This is a genomic window from Vibrio sp. Vb0598 (assembly GCF_033338935.1).
Taxonomy (GTDB): domain Bacteria; phylum Pseudomonadota; class Gammaproteobacteria; order Enterobacterales; family Vibrionaceae; genus Vibrio; species Vibrio alginolyticus.
In genome coordinates this window covers 143,156-166,504 of record NZ_JAWOTP010000006.1, presented here as the reverse complement: position 1 = coordinate 166,504, position 23,349 = coordinate 143,156, and the positions used below count along the sequence as shown (strand labels likewise).

At 41.9% G+C, this 23,349-nt stretch carries 24 protein-coding genes; 16 read left to right on the top strand and 8 right to left on the bottom strand.

Going from position 1 to position 23,349, the window contains the following annotated elements:
* Window positions 1-121: 121 nt before the first annotated feature.
* Window positions 122-952, top strand: a complete 831-nt coding sequence (locus R7Q38_RS08885) for a hypothetical protein (protein ID WP_318114193.1) — start codon at window positions 122-124, stop codon at window positions 950-952.
* A gap of 175 nt (window positions 953-1,127) precedes the next feature.
* Complete coding sequence (locus R7Q38_RS08880; protein WP_318114192.1) at window positions 1,128-1,910, top strand: hypothetical protein; 783 nt, start codon at window positions 1,128-1,130, stop codon at window positions 1,908-1,910.
* Here R7Q38_RS08880 and R7Q38_RS08875 read toward each other — a convergent pair whose 3' ends face one another.
* The 4 genes from R7Q38_RS08875 to R7Q38_RS08860 all read right to left on the bottom strand — a co-directional run bounded on the left by R7Q38_RS08875 (window position 1,911) and on the right by R7Q38_RS08860 (window position 6,143).
* Entirely contained in the window at window positions 1,911-2,333 is a 423-nt protein-coding gene (locus R7Q38_RS08875) for a phage protein (RefSeq protein ID WP_140264755.1), read from the bottom strand.
* Window positions 2,334-2,780: 447 nt separating this feature from the next.
* Entirely contained in the window at window positions 2,781-4,502 is a 1,722-nt protein-coding gene (locus tag R7Q38_RS08870; RefSeq protein ID WP_005377471.1) for an ATP-binding protein, read from the bottom strand.
* Window positions 4,492-5,673: an FIST signal transduction protein gene (locus tag R7Q38_RS08865; protein WP_005389165.1), complete on the bottom strand. Its 1,182-nt coding sequence runs from the start codon at window positions 5,671-5,673 to the stop codon at window positions 4,492-4,494. Before R7Q38_RS08865 ends, R7Q38_RS08870 begins: the two co-directional genes overlap by 11 nt.
* Window positions 5,674-5,786: 113 nt before the next feature.
* Window positions 5,787-6,143, bottom strand: coding sequence for a hypothetical protein (locus R7Q38_RS08860; protein WP_171342957.1), 357 nt, complete (start codon window positions 6,141-6,143; stop codon window positions 5,787-5,789).
* Window positions 6,144-6,400: 257 nt separating this feature from the next.
* Between R7Q38_RS08860 and ccoN the strand changes: the two genes are divergently transcribed.
* The 10 genes from ccoN (at window position 6,401) to uspE (ending at window position 15,402) form a co-directional block, all read left to right on the top strand.
* Window positions 6,401-7,828 (top strand): cytochrome-c oxidase, cbb3-type subunit I, encoded by a 1,428-nt coding sequence (ccoN, locus tag R7Q38_RS08855; protein WP_005396488.1) that lies wholly within the window; start codon window positions 6,401-6,403, stop codon window positions 7,826-7,828.
* A gap of 12 nt (window positions 7,829-7,840) precedes the next feature.
* Window positions 7,841-8,461: a cytochrome-c oxidase, cbb3-type subunit II gene (gene ccoO, locus R7Q38_RS08850; protein WP_005377475.1), complete on the top strand. Its 621-nt coding sequence runs from the start codon at window positions 7,841-7,843 to the stop codon at window positions 8,459-8,461.
* A 9-nt stretch (window positions 8,462-8,470) separates the two neighbouring features.
* A complete protein-coding gene (locus R7Q38_RS08845; RefSeq protein WP_005377485.1) occupies window positions 8,471-8,644 on the top strand; it encodes a cbb3-type cytochrome oxidase subunit 3 in 174 nt (57 codons plus the stop codon).
* Window positions 8,644-9,618, top strand: coding sequence for a cytochrome-c oxidase, cbb3-type subunit III (gene ccoP, locus R7Q38_RS08840; RefSeq protein WP_005377487.1), 975 nt, complete (start codon window positions 8,644-8,646; stop codon window positions 9,616-9,618). The genes R7Q38_RS08845 and ccoP overlap by 1 nt, the downstream gene beginning before the upstream one ends.
* 105 nt (window positions 9,619-9,723) lie before the next feature.
* A complete protein-coding gene (locus tag R7Q38_RS08835) occupies window positions 9,724-10,200 on the top strand; it encodes a FixH family protein (RefSeq protein WP_005377489.1) in 477 nt (158 codons plus the stop codon).
* A 4-nt stretch (window positions 10,201-10,204) separates the two neighbouring features.
* A complete protein-coding gene (locus R7Q38_RS08830; protein WP_064353934.1) occupies window positions 10,205-12,568 on the top strand; it encodes a heavy metal translocating P-type ATPase in 2,364 nt (787 codons plus the stop codon).
* Window positions 12,569-12,583: 15 nt separating this feature from the next.
* Window positions 12,584-12,748: a cbb3-type cytochrome oxidase assembly protein CcoS gene (gene ccoS, locus R7Q38_RS08825; protein ID WP_005377493.1), complete on the top strand. Its 165-nt coding sequence runs from the start codon at window positions 12,584-12,586 to the stop codon at window positions 12,746-12,748.
* A gap of 8 nt (window positions 12,749-12,756) precedes the next feature.
* Window positions 12,757-13,437, top strand: a complete 681-nt coding sequence (locus tag R7Q38_RS08820) for a sulfite exporter TauE/SafE family protein (protein ID WP_064353933.1) — start codon at window positions 12,757-12,759, stop codon at window positions 13,435-13,437.
* A gap of 90 nt (window positions 13,438-13,527) precedes the next feature.
* Entirely contained in the window at window positions 13,528-14,274 is a 747-nt protein-coding gene (locus tag R7Q38_RS08815) for an FNR family transcription factor (RefSeq protein WP_005377497.1), read from the top strand.
* 180 nt (window positions 14,275-14,454) lie between these two features.
* Complete coding sequence (gene uspE, locus R7Q38_RS08810; protein ID WP_005377500.1) at window positions 14,455-15,402, top strand: universal stress protein UspE; 948 nt, start codon at window positions 14,455-14,457, stop codon at window positions 15,400-15,402.
* Between the two features lie 139 nt (window positions 15,403-15,541).
* On the opposite strand, the gene ttcA is transcribed toward uspE, so the two are convergent.
* The 4 genes from ttcA to R7Q38_RS08790 all read right to left on the bottom strand — a co-directional run bounded on the left by ttcA (window position 15,542) and on the right by R7Q38_RS08790 (window position 18,936).
* Window positions 15,542-16,435 (bottom strand): tRNA 2-thiocytidine(32) synthetase TtcA, encoded by an 894-nt coding sequence (gene ttcA / locus R7Q38_RS08805; RefSeq protein ID WP_005377502.1) that lies wholly within the window; start codon window positions 16,433-16,435, stop codon window positions 15,542-15,544.
* A 198-nt stretch (window positions 16,436-16,633) separates the two neighbouring features.
* Window positions 16,634-17,296 carry a DUF2987 domain-containing protein gene (locus tag R7Q38_RS08800; RefSeq protein WP_005389171.1) on the bottom strand — a complete coding sequence of 221 codons (663 nt, stop codon included), beginning with the start codon at window positions 17,294-17,296 and terminating at the stop codon, window positions 16,634-16,636.
* Window positions 17,297-17,309: 13 nt separating this feature from the next.
* Complete coding sequence (locus R7Q38_RS08795; protein WP_172563636.1) at window positions 17,310-18,146, bottom strand: glucosaminidase domain-containing protein; 837 nt, start codon at window positions 18,144-18,146, stop codon at window positions 17,310-17,312.
* Window positions 18,139-18,936, bottom strand: coding sequence for a hypothetical protein (locus R7Q38_RS08790; protein WP_213877454.1), 798 nt, complete (start codon window positions 18,934-18,936; stop codon window positions 18,139-18,141). The genes R7Q38_RS08795 and R7Q38_RS08790 overlap by 8 nt, the downstream gene beginning before the upstream one ends.
* A 400-nt stretch (window positions 18,937-19,336) precedes the next feature.
* Here R7Q38_RS08790 and potA point away from each other — a divergent pair, with 400 nt between their 5' ends.
* The 4 genes from potA to R7Q38_RS08770 all read left to right on the top strand — a co-directional run bounded on the left by potA (window position 19,337) and on the right by R7Q38_RS08770 (window position 23,197).
* Window positions 19,337-20,452, top strand: coding sequence for a spermidine/putrescine ABC transporter ATP-binding protein PotA (gene potA / locus R7Q38_RS08785; RefSeq protein ID WP_017634901.1), 1,116 nt, complete (start codon window positions 19,337-19,339; stop codon window positions 20,450-20,452).
* The gene (potB, locus tag R7Q38_RS08780) at window positions 20,433-21,293 is read left to right on the top strand and encodes a spermidine/putrescine ABC transporter permease PotB (RefSeq protein ID WP_005377512.1); all 861 of its coding nucleotides are present in this window, start codon (window positions 20,433-20,435) and stop codon (window positions 21,291-21,293) included. Before potA ends, potB begins: the two co-directional genes overlap by 20 nt.
* Window positions 21,293-22,063 carry a spermidine/putrescine ABC transporter permease PotC gene (gene potC / locus R7Q38_RS08775; protein ID WP_005389180.1) on the top strand — a complete coding sequence of 257 codons (771 nt, stop codon included), beginning with the start codon at window positions 21,293-21,295 and terminating at the stop codon, window positions 22,061-22,063. Before potB ends, potC begins: the two co-directional genes overlap by 1 nt.
* Before the next feature lie 102 nt (window positions 22,064-22,165).
* The gene (locus tag R7Q38_RS08770) at window positions 22,166-23,197 is read left to right on the top strand and encodes an extracellular solute-binding protein (protein ID WP_017634902.1); all 1,032 of its coding nucleotides are present in this window, start codon (window positions 22,166-22,168) and stop codon (window positions 23,195-23,197) included.
* Window positions 23,198-23,349: the final 152 nt, after the last annotated feature.

The window sequence follows — 23,349 nt, the reverse complement described above, 5'->3', positions numbered from 1 at the left end:
CTTAGCGATGGGGTTCGGCTTTCTCTTTTTGTGATGTAACAGTTATCCTTATGCTTGTTATATGCAGGAATGAGCATACAATTTAATTTCATGCTTATTGGTTCGATTTGAGGGAAGAGTAATGATTGAACAAGTTAAGATAAACGAAACGGGAATTGATGCCATTTTTTGTAAACCTTTTGAGTCAGAGGGTCTTTTTTCTAATAACAAATTAGCCGGAATTAGAATTGAACTAGAGGATATATCTCCTGACCAGCAAAAAATAGTGACAGAGCTATTAGGTCATAACGAAGTAAATGTTATAGATCCGTTTAGTAAACGCGAATACTCGGCAAAAATGACTAAACCTCAGGAGAAATTCAGTTCGGGTAATAATTTAAGATCCTACACGCTGGAAGTTATAGAGACAGACAGCATACCTTATTTCGAAAAAATAGAGCTTAACGGAAAAGCCTATGAAATTTTGAGTTATGGGGAAAAGCTTTACAAAGAGACGATTTCTAAGCAGGGTGTAGTAAAGCTCGCTCCTGAAGCCTTTGATGAATTTAAAGTTATGCTATTAGAGCCGGAGGTTAATGTTGCTAGATTGGGTTTAGACGATGAGCCTGTTAAAATGCGATTTGGTTCATCTATGTTCTGGTCTAAGCATGAGTCTGAAGAGGGAGTTTACTATAAACATATATTTCGATTATTTGACTACAATCTTGAGCCTAGTAAGAATAACTTTGCGTGTAGGGTAACTCAAAATAATTCAGTATCCCTTCTTATTGATTACAGCTTGAAGCTAGAGAGTGTCATTGAACTTTTATCACAAGAGAAATGTTTATCCCCAGAAACGAGAGATATTCTTCGAGATTTAAAACCTAAAGAAGTATTAAATGACATTGTTATAAATAATACCTTGGATTGTATTAGCGAAGTTATTGATGCAGAAGATGCTTTCTCATTATAAATATAGGAATGTGGTTCAACATCCACCTTTCTATATTTTTAGACCAACTTAATTAGGTTCGAAATATTATTCTATAACTTATTGTTTGATAAGGTTAATAATGTCAAAGGTATCAAAGAGAAGAATAAGCAATATAAAAACCAGGAGAGATATAAAACGTAAAAGAGCTCGAAACATGAGACGGTTTTACGTATCTTCTGTTAGTAATAAAGCGTCACTTGAAAACTTTTCCCATTTAATCTCGACTTTACGTATTCCTAAGGAGCATGAAGAAGAATATATAGAAATATACCGAGTATTGATTAGCCTAAGAGTTGAAAGCATTCCAAGAAAATCTGGCGGAATTAAGGGTTCTCTAGAGCGCTTGCAGAGCACTAGTATGTCCTTAAATCAAGTTTATCTGCATCGACTTATATCCTTGTATGAGGGAGTCTTTTATGCTTTAGCAACTAATAATTATTATCTCGTTGCACTTTCTATGCGGGCACTGTTTGAAACCACCGCCGCCTTGGGATACCTCTATAATCGCTTAAACTCATATAGTGAAGGCAACATAGAGTCTGAAACCTTAGATGACGATCTAATGATTTTGTTTCTTGGTACTAAAGATAAGTTGCTGCAGGAGAGTAATCCTTATGAGCCAAAAAATGTGATGAAAATGCTAGATTTTGCAGACAAAATATTTGTTTCTAAATTTCTAAAACAACAAGCTCCCAGTAAGAATATGTTGAGAGAAATATACGAATGGCTTTGTGAGTACTGTCATCCTAATTTTCATTCGACAACAATTGCATGTCAGTTAGATAAGAAAAACCAGCAGTTAAACTTTAATCATTTCAGCACTCTAGACATGAGAAAGACTCAAATACCAATTATTGAACCAATAATAATCGGAACGAAGACATTTGTTCATATGTACTATAACAGTGGGCAGCTCATCGATGCCTTAAAAAAGTAGTCATTTGTTTTTACTCGGTATCCATTCGGCGGCTTTCATTCGACGGCCGCCACGAAACGGCAACAGGTTTTCCTTAGCAGGATAAACCTTGGGGTACTCAAAGTGTCCGTACATTTCCACAAACTGACGATGTTCGTCACGCCAGAACACAAAGCTTTCCAATTCTTTAGGGCTGAACTCACGACCGGACGGTGTGATTAACACAGCTCGTTGCTCACAAACTCGAAAACCAGACCAGCGGATGTCATTAGGCAAATAACCAAGTGATTTGATGAGTAGAAGTTTTTCCGCCATCGGATTTACCGGAACGGTGCCATCTAACCAGCGAACAACCGTCGGCTTGGTAACGTGAAAAAACTCGGCGCCTTGCTTAAGGGTTTTAAATTCGCGCCAGAATAGAGTGCAGAATGATTCGTGAAACATGACAACGCTCGCAATTTGATGAACAGACTAAAATTATTTTTTTCTTGTTTTTTCGCCTTAACCGAACGCCTCATAATGTGGCGGTAAGAGTATTGGGCGAGTTTTGTAGATTGCGGGAAACAATCGCCAGTAATAGTACAAACGACTTAAACGTTTAAAACTCACAAAATTAAAATTTACGGCTTGGTTATCAGAGACTTATGAAAGGCTTAATCAAAGAGTTAGACTTTGTTAACAAAACCTCCTATAGTGCGCATTATATGTGTTATGTTAAATTGTGTATTGCTGTACGCTAAATGTTGTCTGAGTATGCTCCTATTCCCCTGCAGATTTTAAATTTAAGGGCCTTACTGTGAGCATTAAACATAATCGTTATTTACCATAAAATACTTAATATAGTTCTTAATAATCTATCGATTGTTAAGATCTATATTAACGCCTTTTTACTTATTGAAATGACTGTATAGCTTCAAAGATATCTTGTCTTCTAACTGGCTTGGAAATGAATCCGTCCATACCGGCATCCAGGCATTTATCTCTATCGCTTTCTAGCGCATGTGCAGTTAACGCTATAATTGGGGTCCTGAGACCTTTATCTCGAATAAGTCTTGTTGCGGTAATTCCATCCATCACTGGCATCGAGACATCCATGAGAATCAAATCGATTAAATCCTCATTCTCTTCTAAAAATGTTAATGCCTCAGCTCCATGGCTTGCGATATGAACATTATGGCCAAGCTTATTTAAGATAAGCTTTATTACGAACTGATTCGATTCGGTATCTTCTACGACGAGAAGTTCCATTGCTTTTGTCGGTTGATTGGTTTCGATTCTAACTGGACGATTTTGATTACAACGAGTCAAAACTGGAATCGAAATCGTAAAGGTTGAACCAACATGCTCATCACTTTTAACGGCAATCTTTCCACGCATCATTTCGACTAAATGCTTGGTTATTGCGAGCCCCAGTCCTGTACCACCGAAGCGTCTCGTGATGGAACGGTCTCCTTGATGAAATGCCGTAAACAAGTGTTCTTGCTTTGCTTTAGATATACCAATTCCAGTGTCAGATATTGAGATCACAAGTTCAGCATCTTGCTCAGATACAGAAACTTTTACTTCACCTTCGTCTGTAAACTTTATTGCATTCCCTATTAGATTAAACAGAATTTGAGATAACCGCGTGGAGTCAATCCAAAATTGTTTGTCATTAGTGACAGTACAGTTTAGCTTGAATTTAAGATTTTTCTTCTTAGCTATTTGTTTTTGCTGAGAAATAACAAAAGTGACAGTGTCTCTTAAGTTAATCCATTGTTCATTGAGCTGAAAGCGACCTGACTCGATTTTAGAAAGATCAAGAATGTCACTGATTATCGCGAGAAGTAACTCTGCAGAGCACTCCATTTGGCTCAAAGCATCAATTTGTTCTTCTGACAAGGTTGATTGCTTCAGAATATCTAGCATTCCAAGAACGGAATTTAAAGGGGTTCTTATTTCATGACTCATCATCGCTAAGAACTCCGACTTAGACCGGTTCGCAAGCTCTGCTTCTTCTCTTGCTTTAGCGAGCTGAGTTGTTCTTACTTCAACGATACGTTGTAACTTCTCTTTGGTCTCGATATCAATGACCGCCCTTTCAATTAAGGGACGAAACCGCCTCAAGGTTTCCTTATTCTCTATGCTAAAGTGCCCTTTCTGAGCTCCAATAAGTAGGATTACGGTTTGCGTTACTTCTGAACGTATACCAGTTAAAACGACCGAGTTTACATGGCTTTTTATAAAGCTGTTTAAGTTAACAAACTCAGCGAGTTTATCTGGCTCGAACAGTAGAATGCATTCACCATTGAGAGCTCTTTGATAGGTGTTACCGTGTAACCAGGATACATTATCAAATACGCTATTAGTTGATATCAATGTCTTGAAGGGATATCGTTCACCATCACGAGTCAGTACAATAAAATCATCGAAGTTGATGTACTTTTTGAGGACATTGTTTAATCCCGTAAATATCTCATGCCGATTCTTTGCCTCACTCATCGCAGATATCGCGGAAAGAATGGCCTTGTTTTCATCGGCGAGTAGTCGTTCTCTTTGTCTAGCCTGCTTTAGCTCAACTAACGCTTCTTGAAGCGCTTCCTGTTGATATATGTCTAAGTATTTATCTTTCATAAGGTTTATGGAATATAGCCGATGAAATCATCAGGTTTCCATGTCCATTCTCACCACCAATAAATCTACCTTGCTCGCCGAAAGTAAAAGGGCAAATAAAAGGCAAATGTTCTAGTTCTTGGTTAATTTGTTCACAAACGCTATTCATGTCTTGCATTAAGTGCAACATGGGACCTGCGCAAAAGATATTTATCACTCCAATTTTTCGAGACTCTTCTAATTTTTGGTTAAAAGCGGCATTGACGACTTTTGCAGCGCGCGCAACGAGATGCTCACGACTTCCTTTCATTAATGTGAGCTCGTCACCCTCTTCTATTCGTGTAAACAACTCGATTCCACCATCTTGCGTCTCACGGATCGGATGGGATAACTTGTAATATGGGCGATCATAGAGATGACCTGCGATCCGCCCTAATGGATAAGCACTCGAATTTGTAAAAAGCATATTATCTTTACCTACTTGGTTATCCTGGTGATTTGTCCACCTTCTATAAACATTGAGCGCAGGTTCGTTATCAATTTCAAGTAAGCATCTATCGTTGGTCTTGGTTGCAACACCTTTGATATTAGTTGGTGTATGTCCAGCGCTAAAAGCGATATCAACAGGTTGAGAGGAGTAAAAGAGAGTTAAGCTTAAACCTGAAGTTTGAGAGCCTTGGGCGGTTATCACAGACCATTTCCCAGCGATGTTATTATCAGCGGCTGAACCACCAATAATTGGAATTAGAGTTCCAAATCTTTCATCTATAGACGCAATGATTGATTCCTCTTGCCCTGGTGTGGCATGAAGTAGAATTAAGTTTGGTACCTCTCCTACACGGTTAGCGCTCTCAAGGGCCATATCCAAAGCCTTGGTGACACTGTCACCTGAATTATGATTAGAAATACCAGTACCATAAGCATGAGGGCCTGTATCATAAACAGCAAGTGCCGCAATTACTGGGCCTGTATGAAAGCCCTGATCTGTCATTACGGCTTGACATGAACTGGCGCCATGAAAAGGCACACCAGGAAAATGCGCAAGAAACGCTTCTCGAATCAACTCGAAATTGTATTCTTCCGTGTAGTAACACATCACGTAAGACAAGTTCTGTTGTGTCAATTCGGATCTGAGCGTTTTTATCGCTGAGTCTTCATCTTTAATATGAGTAAAAACTGATTGGCAATGCATACGATTTTATAATTGGATATCACTCTGCTGTTATACCATTCCAACCAATTTTCTCTAGGTAAGAAGGTGTTAATTTCATTAATAAGTTACGATTATCTCGTGATAGATCGTATTTATAATTGAACTACAACAATGTTTTCACCTTTTTTAAAGGTGATTTTTTTCGATTCAGGCATGATGTCCCATTCTACTGACTTATGCTTCTCGTTGAGATTGATAAAATTACCAGATTGATTTAGATCAATTTTTAGAGTGCTACTTTCTATCGTTTCGAGCGAAATTCCCATTGAGTCACGATTAATCGTGATTATTTCTCCTTCAATTGTTACATCGCATCGTTCTTTTTGTGAACAGTCAACGCTATTAACACTCTCGTGTGTAAAGGTACGCCAGAAAAATGCGCCTATTAAAACACTGAGCATGATTAAGATTTGTGCAAGTCGCGCCTTTGTTAACTTTTGTGCAGGCATAATTACTAATATCCTTGTTACAAACTTCAAACTTTTTAAATAAAAAATGATTTCCAGAGGTCCAGTAAGGTTACTACCCTGTCATTGAATTGTTAATTCAAGTATAGTGTCACGCTGAAAATGCCACTTTTTATTAAAGTCAGCAATGGAAATAAGGTGATGATAACACTTGAATTCTAGAGTTTACTTGGGTGGTGTTACGACGCAAGTCGTGTTGGAAGTAAAAGTGTAGTTAATTAGAAATTGGAAGCATGCAAATGAGCCAAGTAAAGCAGCTTGAACAAAACTACAACTATACAGTCGTTCGCCAATTTACCCTTGTGACCATTTTATGGGGCATAGTTGGTATGGCTGTTGGTGTTTTGATTGCCGCTCAATTAGTTTGGCCACAGCTAAACTTTGATACGCCGTGGTTGACGTACAGTCGCTTACGTCCACTGCATACTAATGCGGTAATTTTTGCGTTTGGTACCAGTGCTCTGTTCGCAACGTCTTATTATGTTGTACAGCGCACATGTCAAACACGTCTTTTTGGTGGCCCACTCGTTGCCTTCACCTTTTGGGGTTGGCAAGCAATCATCCTGGCAGCAGCCATTACTTTGCCTCTCGGTTTAACATCGGGTAAAGAGTATGCTGAGCTAGAATGGCCTATTGATATCGCAATTGCGCTAGTATGGGTATCATATGCGGTGGTGTTCTTCGGCACACTGGTGAAACGAAACACGTCACACATATATGTGGCAAACTGGTTCTTCGGTGCCTTTATTATCACAGTAGCAGTACTTCACATCGTGAACAGCATGGCTATTCCTGTGTCACTCGGTAAATCTTACTCGATTTACTCGGGCGCAGTGGATGCGATGGTTCAGTGGTGGTATGGACACAATGCGGTAGGTTTCCTACTGACCGCTGGTTTCCTAGGTATGATGTACTACTTCGTTCCTAAACAAGCTGAACGTCCTGTTTATTCTTACCGTCTATCTATCGTTCACTTCTGGGCACTTATTTCTCTATATATTTGGGCAGGCCCTCACCACCTTCATTATACAGCGCTACCAGACTGGACTCAGTCTCTAGGTATGGTTATGTCACTGGTTCTATTTGCTCCTTCTTGGGGTGGTATGATCAACGGTATTATGACGTTATCTGGTGCATGGCATAAGCTTCGTTATGACCCTATCCTACGTTTCCTAATCGTTTCACTGTCGTTCTACGGTATGTCTACCTTTGAAGGCCCGATGATGTCGATTAAGACGGTTAACGCACTTTCTCACTACACAGACTGGACCATTGGTCACGTTCACTCTGGTGCGTTAGGTTGGGTTGCGATGGTCTCTATCGGCTCTGTATATCACTTGGTACCTCGCCTATTTGGCCAAGAGCGTATGTACTCTGTTGGTCTAGTTAATGTGCATTTCTGGCTAGCAACAATCGGTACCGTTCTTTACATCGTTGCGATGTGGATCTCTGGTGTAATGCAAGGTCTTATGTGGCGCGCGGTTAACTCTGACGGTACGCTAACTTACAGTTTTGTTGAATCTGTAGAAGCGTCTTATCCGTTCTACTTTGTACGTTTCCTAGGCGGATTTATCTTCCTATCTGGTATGTTCCTAATGGCATACAACACGTACAAAACGGTAAGTGCACCTAAAGAAAGCCTAAAAGCTATCCCACATCCGGCATAAGGAGATTTAAGAATGAGTAATAATTCTAATAATCGCCATGAAATCTTAGAACGTAATGTCGGTTTGTTGGCTATTTTTATCGTGTTTGCTATCAGTTGGGGTGCTCTTGTAGAGATCACTCCTCTGATTTTCCAAAAGCAAACGACTGAACCTGTAGAAAATCTGCGCGCTTACACTCCTTTGGAGATGGAAGGCCGTGATATCTACATCCGTGAAGGTTGTAACGTTTGTCACAGCCAGATGGTTCGTCCTTTCCGCTCAGAGACTGAACGTTACGGTCACTACTCTGTTGCTGGTGAGAGTGTTTGGGAACACCCATTCCTTTGGGGCTCTAAGCGTACAGGCCCGGATTTAGCTCGTGTTGGTGGTCGTTATTCTGACGAATGGCACCGTGTTCACCTGTTAGATCCTCGTGAGCTTGTACCTGAGTCAAACATGCCAGGTTTCCCGTGGCTAGCTGAAAACGTTTTAGACGGTAAGCTAACTCAGAAGAAACTTGAGCTATTTCGTGATCAGTTCGGCGTTCCATACACTGATGAAGAGATCGCGAATTCGGCTAAAGAAGTAGAAGGTAAAACAGAGATGGATGCAATCATCGCTTACCTTCAGTCTCTTGGTCATGCAATGAAGTAAGGGGATCATATGGATTTCGGTACAATTCATAGTATTTATACCGTTGTACTCTTCGCTAGTTTTATTGGCATCGTATGGTGGGCATTTAGTAAAAAGCGTAAAGCACGCTTTGAAGAAGATGCCAACTTGGTGTTTGCTGACGAAGAACAAAAGACCCCTAATAACCAAGGAGTGAAGAAGTAATGACTACATTCTGGAGTCTCTGGATTATCGTGATTACTGTCGGTACGCTAGTAGGCTGTGCGATTCTCCTGACTTGGTGCGCTAAAGATAAAATGGGCGTCGAGGAAGGGGAAGACATGGGCCACGAGTACGATGGTATTCGCGAGCTAAACAACCCTCTACCAAAGTGGTGGACTTACCTGTTTGTAAGCACATTTGTGTTCGCAGCAGTTTACCTTGCCCTATTCCCAGGTCTAGGTAGCTTCAAGGGCTTTTTAAACTGGCAGAGTTCGGCTCAAACCGTTCGCTCACTAGAAGAGTCAAAAGAAGCCATCGCTGCAGCACAAGAGAACAAGCAACTAAACCAATATGCAAAAGAACTGGATGATGCCGACGCTTACTTCGGCGAAGCATTCCGTAAACTTGCGCACAATGACAGTGGTCTACGCCCAATTCCTGAAATTGCGCAAGATCCTGAAGCATTAAAAGTTGGTCAGCGTTTGTTTTTGCAAAACTGTTCTCAATGCCATGGCTCTGATGCACGTGGTCAGAAAGGCTTCCCTAACCTGACTGATGATGCATGGCTATATGGTGGCGAGCCAGCAGCGATCGTTACAACCATCATGCACGGCCGTATTGGTCAAATGCCAGCATGGAAAGATGCCCTTGGTGAGCAAGGTGTTCAAGAAGTTGTAAGTTACACACTTAGTCTATCTGGTCGTAAAGTAAATGCTCGTGAAGCCGCGGCAGGTAAAGCACGCTTCGTAGTGTGTGCTGCTTGTCATGGTACCGATGGTAAGGGTAACCCTGCAGTCGGTGCGCCTGACCTTACAGACCAAGACTGGTTATTTGGTGACTCTCGTGCAGCTGTAACAGAAACCGTAATGAACGGACGCTCAGGCGTAATGCCTGCGTGGAAAGACATTTTGGGTGAAGATAAAGTTCAGCTCGTTGCCTCATATGTCTGGAGTTTAAGTAACTCAGAGAGTAAGTAACTGAGATATTACGTAACATAGCAATAACAGCCCCTTTCATAGGGGCTGTCTTTCCTTTAAATTTAACGCCTTACATTTTTTCATTTAGCTGTTGAGAACTTTTTTATGGTAAAGCCTTGGTATAAACAATTTTGGCCGTGGTTCCTAATCATCCTTCCTCTTACTGTCGTAGTTTGGACTGTGATTACTGTGGTCGTTTTCTCGAACAACTCTGTTTCTTTAGTCGCCGAGGATTACTATAAAAAAGGCAAAGGCATTAATATCGACATTAGTAAAATGAATGTCGCTCGTGACCTAGGTCTTAACGCTGAGATTTCCTCTGAAAATAACAATGTTGTGATTGTTTTCGCTAAAGGGAAGCTACCTCATTACCCTGCTCTAACGGCCACTTTCACTCATCGTACTCTTCCTGATCGTGACTTCACAAAGCTTGTAACAGCGGATGCATCTGGTAATTACCGACTAAAAGCTGAGGAATCTATTCAAGGACCATGGTTTGTTGAACTACAACCACACGACAAGCAATGGATGATCCAAGGTAAAGTTGAGTTTCCTGCCTCTTCAACACCGTTAATGAAGTAAGCATATGTGTAAATCCTGTTATCACTGCGGTGAAGATGTACCAGCCAACACGGATTTCAAAGTAGAAATATTGGGTGAAATTCGCGACATGTGTTGTCCGGGCTGCGAAACTGTGGCGCAGACTATTGTCGATAGTGGTCTTGTATCATATTACCAATACCGCACTGCGCCTGCAGAAAAGGCAGATCTAGTACCAGAGCAACTCCAAGCTTTAATTCATTATGACAATGCGGATGTACAATCTGAATTCGTACGAAATCGCGAAAATGTTTCTGAAGTAACCCTTTCTTTAGAAGGCGTTTCATGTGCTGCTTGTGCGTGGTTAATCGAAAAGCAAGTTTCCAATACAGCCGGGTTGGTATCTATTCGTGTTAATACAACCACCAATCGAGCGTTACTAGCCTGGGATAAAACTCAGGTACGGTTAAGCGAGCTCCTTTCCGTTATTCATAAACTTGGTTACAAAGCTGCACCTTTTGAAGCAGATAAGCAAGAAGCCTCTTACCATCGAATGATGAAGCAATATCTATATCGGCTAGGTATTGCAGGTTTAGCAACCATGCAGGTCATGATGCTCGCCGTTGCACTGTATCTCGAAGTCTTTGGTGATTTAGAGCCAGAGTTTAAAAGTTACTTTCGTTGGGTAAGTTTGATTTTTGCTACTCCTGTTTTGCTTTATTCCGCTCTTCCATTTTACTTAAACGCATGGCGCAGTATCAAAGGCCGAACCCTTGGTATGGATGTCCCGGTTTCTATCGCGTTGATCTTTGCCTATGTTGCAAGTTTAGTTGCAACAGTAACTGAACAAGGCGAAGTCTTCTTTGAATCTATCTCGATGTTTACCTTCTTTTTGTTAGTAGGTCGATTCTTAGAGATGCGCGCTCGTCGCAAAGCTGCTGCAGCGAGTGGTAACCTTCTTAAGTTGATTCCGGCAATTGCTACAACGCTGGACGGTGATCAGATACCCGTGAAGACGCTAAAAGTTGGCGATCGTATTCGCGTTCTACCTGGTGAACATATCCCCGCTGACGGTAAAGTTATTTCAGGCCGTATTCATATTGATGAATCCATGCTAACAGGTGAGTCAGTGCACGTTGTGAAACGAGAAGGCGATATTGTTTATGCGGGAACGCTAAACGGAGACGAATCATTTGAACTTGAGGTAGTAAGCTCAAAGGCCGATTCAATGATTTCCAACATCGTGCGTTTACAAGATGAAGCTCAACACTCCAAACCTAAAATTGCGGAAATTGCAGACATTGTCGCCCGTTACTTTGTTGGTGTGATTCTTATTATCTCTGCTGGTACTTGGTTTTACTGGCATCAAACAAAACCAGATGATGCGTTTTGGATCATGCTGTCTGTGTTAGTCGCTACGTGTCCATGTGCGCTATCTCTGGCCACACCGACCGCACTCACTTGTGCTACCTCTAGAATGGGTAATTTTGGCATTTTACTTCGTAAAGGCCATGTGTTTGAGACATTATGTAAGATCAACCACTTAGTTGTAGATAAAACAGGCACTCTAACGAAAGGTGATATTGAGATCTGTGAAACAAAGGTACTTAGTGATCTCCCACAGAAAGATTGTCTATCACTAGCTGCAGCTTTAGAGGCTCATGCAAACCACCCTATCGCTCGTTCTTTTGCAACTTTCACCAATGATGACTTTATCGTGTCTGATGTGCAAAACGTGATTGGGTCAGGGATTGAAGGGATATGGAATGGCAAAATCGTTAAGATAGGTAGTGCTGCTTTTGTTCAAGGCAAAGAAAGTGGTGAAAGCCAGGCGGTCTATCTGTCGGTTGATGGCAAGCATGTCGCTAGCTTTTACTACCGCGACCCTATCCGAAAAGAAAGCAAAGCCTTTATTCAACGTTTTGCTGACGCTGGAATTAAGACAACCCTGCTAACTGGTGATTCTCTCTCAAACGCCCAACCAGTGGCGAATGAAATTGGTATCGATCACATCGTCGCGTCAGCAAAGCCAGAAGATAAGCTTGCATACCTTAAGAGCTTGGACGAAAACAGTATCACTATGATGGTTGGTGATGGAATCAATGACGCGCCGACTCTCGCCGGAGCTCACCTTTCTGTCGCAATGGGCGGTGGTACAGATGTCGCTAAAGCTTCTGCAGATATGACGTTACTTGGGGATAATCTCGAAAAGCTACTAGAGGCACGTTTGCTTGCACTGCGTACAAGAAAGATTATTCGAGAAAACTTGGCTTGGTCTTTGGGTTACAACCTGTTAATTTTGCCTTTGGCGGTCGCAGGTTTAGTGGCTCCCTACATTGCAGTAGTTGGCATGTCTGCAAGCTCAATTATCGTTGTATCTAACTCTTTGCGCCTGCTCAAAGAGAAATAAGTAGAGAAAGCAAACATGGAAAGTCTTTATATATTGATTCCCATCGCTATCGTTCTCGTTTGTGTTGCTGTCGCCGTTTTTCTTTGGGCGGTAAGAAGCGATCAGTTTGAAGATCTTGAACGGCAAGGGCACAACATTCTTCTCGACGAAGAAGACCAATCTAATAGTGATAAAAAGTAGCGACCTTTATGACTCCTGATTTTATCGGTGCGTTGATGATCGGCTTAGTAGGAGCCGGTCATTGTATGGGTATGTGTGGTGGTATCGCGTCTCTACTTACCATGGGCTCTTCTGCTAAAAATAAAACCACCCCTCTTATCCCCCTCTTCTACAACCTCGGACGATTGTTCAGTTATACCTTAATAGGTGCATTAGTGGGTGGTGCTATATCAGGTTTATCTGAGCTTAGTGGGTTAACGCACTCTCTTGCTTGGTTAAGGCTGATTGCTGCGTTATTCATGATCCTGGTCGCGCTGTATATTGCTAAATGGTGGCAAGGCTTACTTTTAATAGAAAAGCTAGGGCAGTATCTCTGGCGCTTTATCTCGCCGGCAGGGAAGAGTTTGTTACCATTAAAGCATCCTCTTCACGCGTTGCCATTTGGCTTTATTTGGGGTTGGTTACCATGTGGTTTAGTTTATTCAGCGCTTACTTGGTCGGCGGTTTCTGGTAGTGCGATGAACGGCGGCCTAATTATGCTTGCGTTTGGGCTCGGAACGCTACCTGCAATGCTTATTATTGGATACGGTGCCAATCATTTTCAGAAATTACAAAAATCATTAATATTTAGAAATATTTCAGCATTAATACTTATTGGCTATGGTACGTATACCGCTGTAGGAGCCTTAGCATTACTCGGTTTCATATAACGTTAAACTCTATTGAGGTGACATTTTTGCTACCCTTTAGGATTAAGCGATGCTAAAATATTGATGTATATCAAATAGTGAAAGGTTGTTATGATTTCTGAAAAACCTGCAACAAAGCGTATCCAATCAGGCGGTTGCGCCATTCATTGCCAAGATTGTAGCATTAGTCAACTGTGTATCCCGTTCACTCTAAATGAGGCAGAACTTGACCAGCTTGACCAAATCATCGAACGTAAGAAGCCTATTCAAAAAGGACAAGAGCTTTTTAAGGCCGGTGATGAGCTAAAATCGCTATACGCTATCCGCTCTGGTACCATCAAGAGCTATACGATCACAGAGCAAGGTGATGAGCAAATCACAGCGTTTCACTTAGCTGGAGACTTAGTCGGTTTCGATGCTATCACTGGTGACTCCCACCCTAGCTTTGCTCAAGCACTCGAAACGTCGATGGTATGTGAAATCCCATACGAAATTTTAGACGATCTATCGGGTAAAATGCCTAAGCTTCGCCAGCAAATCATGCGTTTGATGAGTAACGAAATTAAAGGTGATCAGGAAATGATTTTGCTTCTTTCTAAAAAGAACGCAGAAGAGCGACTAGCTGCTTTCCTTTACAACCTATCAACGCGTTTTTCTCAGCGTGGCTTCAGCCCTAGAGAGTTTCGTTTAACTATGACTCGTGGTGATATTGGCAACTACCTTGGTCTTACAGTCGAAACGATCAGTCGTTTGTTAGGTCGTTTCCAGAAATCTGAGATCCTAAGCGTAAAAGGTAAATATATCACTATCTTAGACCACGATGCATTGATGGAACTTGCTGGTGTAACTAAAGAATAATACACCCTAATTATTGATGTAGCTCGAAAATGAGCTACATCATATTTCTCATAAATTCCTTTCGAAAGTCCTCAAAAAGTTCTCCAAACTAAGCTACAGTAAAAATGTACGGTGAGTACTCCAAAATACTGATTTAATTTACATTCAGTATCTGGTTTTGCAATAGAAGTGGGCTTAGTTATGAGTATATACAGTAAGATCCTTGTTGTAGCTGACATCAATAATGATGAGCAGCCCGCACTTGCAAGAGCTGTTCAATTAGCTCAGAAAAGTGTATCTAGAAGCCGAATCACTTTCTTTTTATCCATTTACGATTTCTCGTATGACATGACGTCAATGCTATCAGTGGATGAAAGAGATGCTATGCGTCGAGGTGTCATTCATCAGCGTGAGCAGTGGATGCGTAAAATTGCTCAACCATACCTAAACGATGGCTTCGACTTTGATGTTTGTGTTGTCTGGCACAACCGCCCTTATGAGGCGATTATTGCTGAAGTCTATGCAGGCAATCATGACCTAGTCATCAAAGGCACACGTAAGCATGATGTTTTAGAGTCTGTCATTTTCACACCGACAGATTGGCACTTGTTGCGAAAATGCCCTATTCCAGTGCTTCTTATCAAGAATGCTGCTTGGCCGGAACAAGCAAGTATCCTTGCCTCAGTACATGTGGGCTCAGAAAACCCGACTCATATTGATCTCAACGATACGATGGTCGAGCGATTAAAAGAAATCACCACTCGGCTTGAGGCCAAGCCATATCTTGTTAACGCCTATCCCGTTACACCGGCGAATATTACGATTGAACTTCCTGAATTTGACCCAACGACTTATACCGATGCAGTGCGAGGTCATCATTTAACGGCTATGAAAGCACTACGCCAAAAACATGGTCTTGATGAAGAACAAACGATAGTTGAGCAAGGTTTACCTGAAGATGTCATTCCGGCAGCTGCAGAGCGCTTGAACGCAGCAATGGTTATTTTAGGTACCACAGGGCGAACAGGGCTTTCTGCTGTCTTTATTGGTAATACAGCGGAGCACGTAATTGATAAAATAAATTGCGATGTGTTGGCTCTAAAACCAAAAGGCTACATTAGTCCTCTCGATCCAAATACAGCAACCTAATCTCTCCTTAGTATTGCTATGTATTGAGCGCTTTCAAATAAACGCTAATAAATCCCCCGAATACAGGGGGATTTTGTTTGGGAACAGTTAAAGCGTTGGGTACAAAAAAGGAGGTCTAATTGACCTCCTTTTTTACGAGTTAGATGTTCGTAACATCGATGAACATTGATTCATCAATATTCGTCGAAGAAACGACAGCCTCATTAAATTCATACTCTTCGCGGTTACCCTCACGATCTAGCGGTAAGTTAACAAAGTCGAACAATTCGCGGTCTGCTAGTTGGCTTGGGCTTACGTTTTGAATTGATTTAAAAATCGCTTCCACACGCCCTGGCGTCTTCTTATCCCATTCAATCAACATTGCTTTTATAGATTGACGCTGAAGGTTCTCTTGAGAGCCACAAAGGTTACACGGAATTATTGGGAAATCCTTGTGCTCAGCGTATTTGATCAAATCTTTTTCACGACAGTAAGTCAATGGACGAATGACCACGTTACGGCCATCATCAGAGCGTAGCTTTGGTGGCATCGCTTTAAGGCGAGAGCCGTGGAACATATTCAAGAACATTGTTTCGACGATGTCATCCATGTGATGACCTAGCGCAAGCTTAGTTGCACCAATCTTCTCTGCAAATGAATACAGCGTACCACGTCGCAGGCGTGAACACAGACCACAAGTGGTTTTGCCTTCTGGTACCTTCTCTTTTACGACGGAATACGTGTCCTTATCGACGATATAGTAAGGGATATTCAGTGTTTCGAAATACTCTGGCAGAATGTGCTCAGGGAAGCCCGGTTGTTTTTGGTCTAGGTTTACCGCAACCACTTCAAATTTGATCGGTGCGGCTTTTTGAAGATTCAGCAGGATATCAAGCATCGCGAATGAATCTTTACCACCGCTAATACATGCCATTACAACATCGCCTTCTTCGATCATGTTGTAATCAGTAATGGCATTTCCAACATGTCTTCTTAGGCGTTTCTGAAGCTTGTTGAATTCTAGGGTTTCTTTTCTTGTATCTATTTGGTTCATTGCGGGCTCTCACATCGCCGATAAATCGACTAGGACTTCCTAACATGGGTTTCTTTGGGGCGTGGATTATACGAGCTTTTTACGCAGGATTAAATGCTTGTCTTATTGAGTCTTTAAGAAAAGAGTGTGAAAGATACTTTAGTTACGGTCAAAATTAAAAAAGAGCTGCGATTGCAGCCCTTTCTAAACGTTCAGTGTTCATTTCTTTGCGTTAGGTAGATAAGGTAACACTCGCATCGTCGGTTCTGGTAGTGTCATTGTGCCACCTTGCCCTATTTCACTTAGTGCGACTTGTATCTTGCCATTGACAATTGGCTTTTCGGTTCCGTTTGAGAAAATCACTTTATCATTCAGTTGATTTGCAAACTCCATCGTCACACCTTGAACCTCCGGTGTAAACCAACCCGCAAACATACCGCCTAAATCTTCCAGCATCGTCTGCATTTGAGGTAGAAGAGGCTTAAGTTGGTCGTAAGAAACGTTACCCTGTAATGGTTCTTTGGTCATCACGACAAGTGAGTAATCGCAACGTGTATCTTTTGGGGTATCGACAAAAACCAACGGATTCGCTGACTTTAAGTTTTTATCAACAGGTAAAGGCAACTCTTGTGAAGCAGGGATAACAAACTCTTCATAGTGCTCTTCTTTTTCCATCCAAGCTTTTTCTATCGTACAAATTTGTTTAGTTTTTGCGTCCACAAAAAAGACACCAACTTTCACATCGTCATGCCCTTCTTTATTGTTGTTTTTTAGTTGAGTGTATAACTTTGAGTACGTGAACATGTACTCTTGAGCTTGGGTTATCGGCGATACAAGAATTAGCGCCGCACTTCCCAATAGACTTAGGCTTAACTTTTTCATTTTATCCGTTATTTTATTGCGTCCAGTAGGCGTTGTTATGACGAATCATAGCGCGAAGATCGTGTACATAGGCGATGCCACGTTCAGAATAGGCTAGTAACCCATGCGTTAACTCTGACGCCGTTGCGACCGTTAACAAGCCCTTGTTCTTTTCAGCCAGAGATGTTCTGATTTCACGCAGGTCTGCATACGCTGGGTTTCGATTAACATTCATAAAGTAGCCATGAACAGACTGTTGTACAGAATCGAATTTTTCAACTTCATGAACTTTGTTAGCGCCACGTTGCGCTGGAACAATTCCACAGCCCTTTTTATAACACCATTGGCCGAACAAGTTGTTTGCTTGAGTAGCAAAACGAGAAGTGCCCCACGCAGATTCATTTGCCGCTTGAGTTAGAACCAACGCTTCTGGTAAGACGTTCACTCTCACAAGCATCTCGTCTAGCCACGCTTGATCAACCTTATTGTTACTCAAGGGCAAAGAATACAAAGATGATAACCGCAGTGCATACTCTTGTTGTACTTGCGTCACTTGCCCCACCTTTAAAGAGGTAAGAAAGGCCCGCTCATGACGAATTCGTTGATTTTCAAGAGCAATTTTAGGCCTTAAAAAATCAAAAAAAGCTGCTTTTTTCTCTTTCGTATCTTTTATTGAATTGAAGTCTGGGATATCACCGATGTATGGCAAGTGTGATAAATCGACATGCTTAATCTTGCCAGAGAGTACGTCAGGATTTTCCACATATTTAAACTGTTTCTCGTAGTGTAAATATGGGCCTATAGAAATAAAAGTGGCGGCTATACAGGTTGCCGCCACTCGTAAACTTATTGATTTCAAAGAATTAGGCATCAAACACCTGTGAGTTACCATTGTGATCATTATCGTTTTTCTGTGTTGTAACGATCTTAAGCTTAATTCCAAACATTTCGCGGTAGAGTATGCCTTTCAAATGGAAGAAGAATGGCAGCACAAAAATCAAGCCAATACCGTAGAACATTGCTGCAATAATAAACATTAACATCACGCCTAAGTAAAGCCCCGCGACCACAAAAATCTTCTTGTTGATTGCGCGAAGTGATAACAGCAACGCTTGCATTGGTGGCACCCTTTTCTCACAAATCAACAAGATAGAGTGACTAAATGCCAAGGAAAGATACAGCGACAGTAAAGGAAAAATCATACCAACCACACCTTGTAGCATTAAGCTCATGAGCGTTGCTAGGATAACAGGAATGGTGAACTGCAACCCCTTTCCAACATGGCGCAACTTAGTCTTTAGGCCAGCGACATGACTCATAGCCATCAAACTTATCCCCGCATAAATTGGGGCGCTAATCACCTCATAACTGAAATTCGCGACATAAATAGAAGACACAATATCGTTTGTGAACGACTCTGGGTTCTCAAACGCATCAAGAATAACGGTCAAATCGCCCAACTGCAGTTTTAATGCAATATAGAAAATACCTAACTGGACAAAAAGCAATACAATAATGGCAGGAGAAAATGATAAAAAGTGCTGGATGGTTGCTCGCCAAGCTTCGTTAAAAACCGCACCAGCTTTAAGCTCGTAGTTGCCAGACAAAGCTCGCTCTACACTCCCCCCAAGATTGAAATCTTTCTCAAAATCGTCGTTCATAGTTTATCCAAGACTAACTTGTAAAATTTTGACTGGAATTCCAGTCAATTAATGTAATCGTCATTATAAAGAAATCTTTCCACATCTAACATCACAACTCACCTACAATCCTTGCAATCTCAACTGTATGGTTGATAATTAACCACTTTCAAGGTCATGAAATTGAAACAATTGTTGAACAAAGTTTAGTGCTATCAAACTGTGTCTAGATGCCAATTAATCTCATAAAAACAGTATGGTAAGGAATGATGGCTTTTTCCTGCAAAATTATTTCTGTTTCAAGATAAGAAAATGCTTTAATTTCACACTTTTGGTGATTATGATGCGCGCCTCAAAAGTGAATGGTTAGTGTCACATCAGCTGGGATAATCCCGGCTTGAACGTGGGGGAAATACAGACGTTGAACGCAAAACCGCAAGCAGGAAAGCCAGTTATTCGTTTATCTGGTATTAGTAAAAGTTTCGATGGTAAGGAAATCATCGGTAATTTAAATCTGGATGTTAATCATGGTGAATTTCTGACGATTCTCGGGCCTTCTGGTTGTGGTAAGACAACAGTTTTACGCATGATTGCAGGTTTTGAAACGGCAGATAACGGTCAAATTATTTTGGATGACCAGGATGTAACACAGGTTCCTGCAGAGCAAAGGCACGTCAACACGGTATTTCAAAGTTACGCATTGTTTCCACACATGACCGTATATGAGAATGTCGCTTTTGGTCTTCGTATGCAGAAAACGCCTACTGCGGACATTGAACCACGAGTAATGGAAGCGCTACGCATGGTGCGCCTAGAAAAAATGGCTCAGCGTAAGCCTCATCAGCTTTCTGGCGGTCAGCAACAACGTATCGCCATTGCGCGTGCGGTTGTTAACAAACCAAAAGTACTGCTGCTAGATGAATCTCTATCTGCACTTGATTACAAACTGCGTAAGCAAATGCAAATCGAGCTTAAACAGCTTCAGCGTCAACTTGGTATTACCTTTATCTTCGTTACGCACGATCAGGAAGAGGCCCTATCGATGTCTGACCGCATTATTGTTATGCGCGACGGTGTTATCGAGCAGGATGGTTCTCCACGTGAGATTTACGAAGAGCCGAAGAACCTATTTGTTGCTCGCTTTATCGGTGAGATCAACGTATTCAACGCAACCATGCTAGAGCGTATCGACGAGAAACGTATCCGTGCAGAAATCGAAGGTGTCGAGTCTGTTGTTTACTACGATCAGGAAGCGCAAGCAGGTGAAAAACTGCAAGTACTACTTCGCCCAGAAGACTTACGTATCGAAGAGATCAAAGAGTCTGAAGAAAAAGGCATCGTAGGTCACGTAACAGAGCGTACCTATAAAGGTATGACGCTTGATTCCGTTATCCAATTGGATTCAGGCATGCGTGTAATGGTTAGCGAATTCTTTAACGAAGATGATCCTGATGTGGACCACTCACTTGGCCAGAAAGTCGCTATCACTTGGGTTGAGAGTTGGGAGGTAGTCCTCAATGATAAGCAAGAAGATTAATCTTCAAAACGCGATCATTACCTTAATCGTCGGTTGGTTAACACTTTTCGTGTTGGTACCAAATGTGATGATTATCGGTACGAGTTTCTTAACGCGTGATGAAGCAAACTTAATCGAAATGACATTTACTTTCGACAACTACTTACGTCTACTCGACCCCTTGTATGCGAAAGTGCTGATGCACTCGTTCTACATGGCGATTGTGGCGACGTTGTTGTGTTTAGTAATTGGTTACCCATTTGCTTACATCATAGCGAAAATGCCAGAGAAATGGCGCCCATTCATGTTGTTCTTAGTTATCGTACCTTTTTGGACAAACTCTCTTATCCGTACTTACGGCCTGAAGATTGTTCTGGGTACACAAGGTATTTTGAACAAATCATTAATGGCGATGGAAATCATCGATAAGCCATTACGTATTATGTACACCGAAACAGCAGTAATGATTGGTCTTGTGTACATCCTGCTTCCATTTATGATTCTGCCGCTTTACTCGGCAATCGAGAAGTTGGACAACACTTATATCGAGGCGGCGAAAGATCTTGGTGCGAACAAGTTCCAAACCATTACGAAAGTGATTCTACCTCTTACAATGCCTGGCATTATCGGTGGTTGTTTGTTGGTTCTGCTACCAGCACTAGGTATGTTCTACATCTCTGACCTTCTTGGTGGTGCGAAGAACCTACTGATTGGTAACGTTATTAAGAGCCAAGTATTGAACGCTCGTGACTGGCCATTTGGTGCTGCGACCAGTATCGCCCTCACCTTCGCAATGGCTGTGATGCTTTACGCTTACTACAGAGCAGGCAAACTATTGAATAAGAAAGTGGAGCTAGACTAATGGGACGCACAGTTAGATTTAGCTTTATGGCGCTGGTGTATGCATTTTTGTATCTGCCAATCATCGTCTTAATTGTTAACTCATTTAATGCCAACAAATTTGGTATGAAATGGGGTGGTTTCACCACGAAATGGTACGAAACCTTAGTAAATAACGACAGCCTAATGCAAGCTGCATGGCATTCATTGAACGTAGCGGTATTCTCAGCGACAGCAGCAACCATCATTGGTAGCTTAACGGCAGTTGCCCTATTCCGTTACTCGTTCAAAGGTAAAGGTGCGGTAAACGGCATGCTGTTTGTCGTGATGATGTCTCCCGATATTGTAATGGCGATTTCATTGCTTGCTCTGTTCCTAGTATTAGGCGCACAGCTTGGCTTCTTTACTCTATTGATTGCTCACATCACCTTTTGTCTACCATTCGTTGTGGTAACTGTATACAGCCGCTTAAATGGCTTTGATGTGAAAATGTTGGAAGCAGCAAAAGACCTTGGTGCAAGCGAGTGGGTTATCTTGAAACAGATCATCCTTCCTCTCGCTAAACCAGCGGTTGCCGCAGGTTGGCTATTGAGCTTTACCCTGTCTTTGGACGATGTGATCATCAGCTCGTTTGTAACGGGTCCAACATACGAAATCTTGCCATTGAAGATTTACTCAATGGTTAAGGTGGGCATTTCACCGGAAGTTAACGCCCTAGCAACGGTGATGTTGATTGTTTCTTTGGTCTTGGTAGTAATTTCTCAGTTGCTAGCAAGAGAAAAAGTGAAGTAGAATCCGCACCTGTTAACATCACGAAACAGAATGGTTACATGCCATTCTGTTTTTCTATCTATCGTCCAAAATTGGACAACGTTTGGTTTGGAGCTAACGTCAATGAAAAAATGGGCTACTCTATTAGCTGGTAGTGCATGTGCGCTTTCTCTGTTCTCTGGTACAGCGACAGCGGATGATAAAGAACTAGTATTTATGAACTGGGGTCCTTACATCAACAGTAATATCCTAGAGCAATTTACTAAAGAAACTGGCATCAAAGTGATCTACTCGACTTACGAGTCGAACGAAACTTTGTATGCAAAGCTAAAAACTCATAACCAAGGTTATGACCTAGTAGTACCTTCAACGTACTTCGTGGCGAAGATGCGTGACGAAGGCATGCTACAAAAGATCGATAAGACTAAGCTGAAAAACTTCGGCAACCTAGATAAAAACTACCTAGACAAGCCTTACGATCCAAGTAACGACTACTCTATCCCACACGTTGTTGCGATTACAGGCCTAGCGGTTAACGCAGACATGTACGATCCAAACGACTTCCAAAGCTGGGCTGACCTATGGAAGCCTGAGCTTGAAGGTCAAGTAATGTTGATGGACGACACTCGTGAAGTGTTCCATATCGCTCTGCGTAAACTTGGCTACTCAGGTAACTCAAAAGACCCTAAGCAAATCGATGAAGCGTACGCTGAGCTACAAAAGTTGATGCCAAACGTTCTAGTTTTCAACTCTGACAACCCAGGCGCACCTTACATGTCTGGCGAAGTGGGCGTTGGTATGCTTTGGAACGGTAGCGCCGCAGCGGCACAAAGTGAAGGCCTGAACCTTAAACTCGTTTTTCCTAAAGAAGGCGGTATCGGCTGGGTTGATAACTTCGCTATCTCTTCCGGTGCGAAGAACGTAGAAGCCGCTCACAAGATGATCGACTTCTTACTGCGCCCAGAAATCGCAGAGCAAATCTCTCGTGATACTGGCTACCTAACGGCGGTGGAGGAATCGAATGCTAAGTTTAAAGACGTTGCCCCACTATTCCCTTCTCAAGAAGACCTTGACCGCGTTGAATGGCAAGATGCGGTTGGTGATCTAACCGTTAAATACGAAGATTACTTCCTCAAGCTGAAAGCGGGACAATAATCTAGCTTGTGTAACAAGTCATCAACCATAGGAAAATAGGCAGCAATACGCTGCCTATTTTTGTCTTAGGCTGATATAATCGCGCGTTGCTAGGTTTATTTGTCTTGGTATCATAGATTTATCGTCTCATAACAAGGAGACAACGATATTCA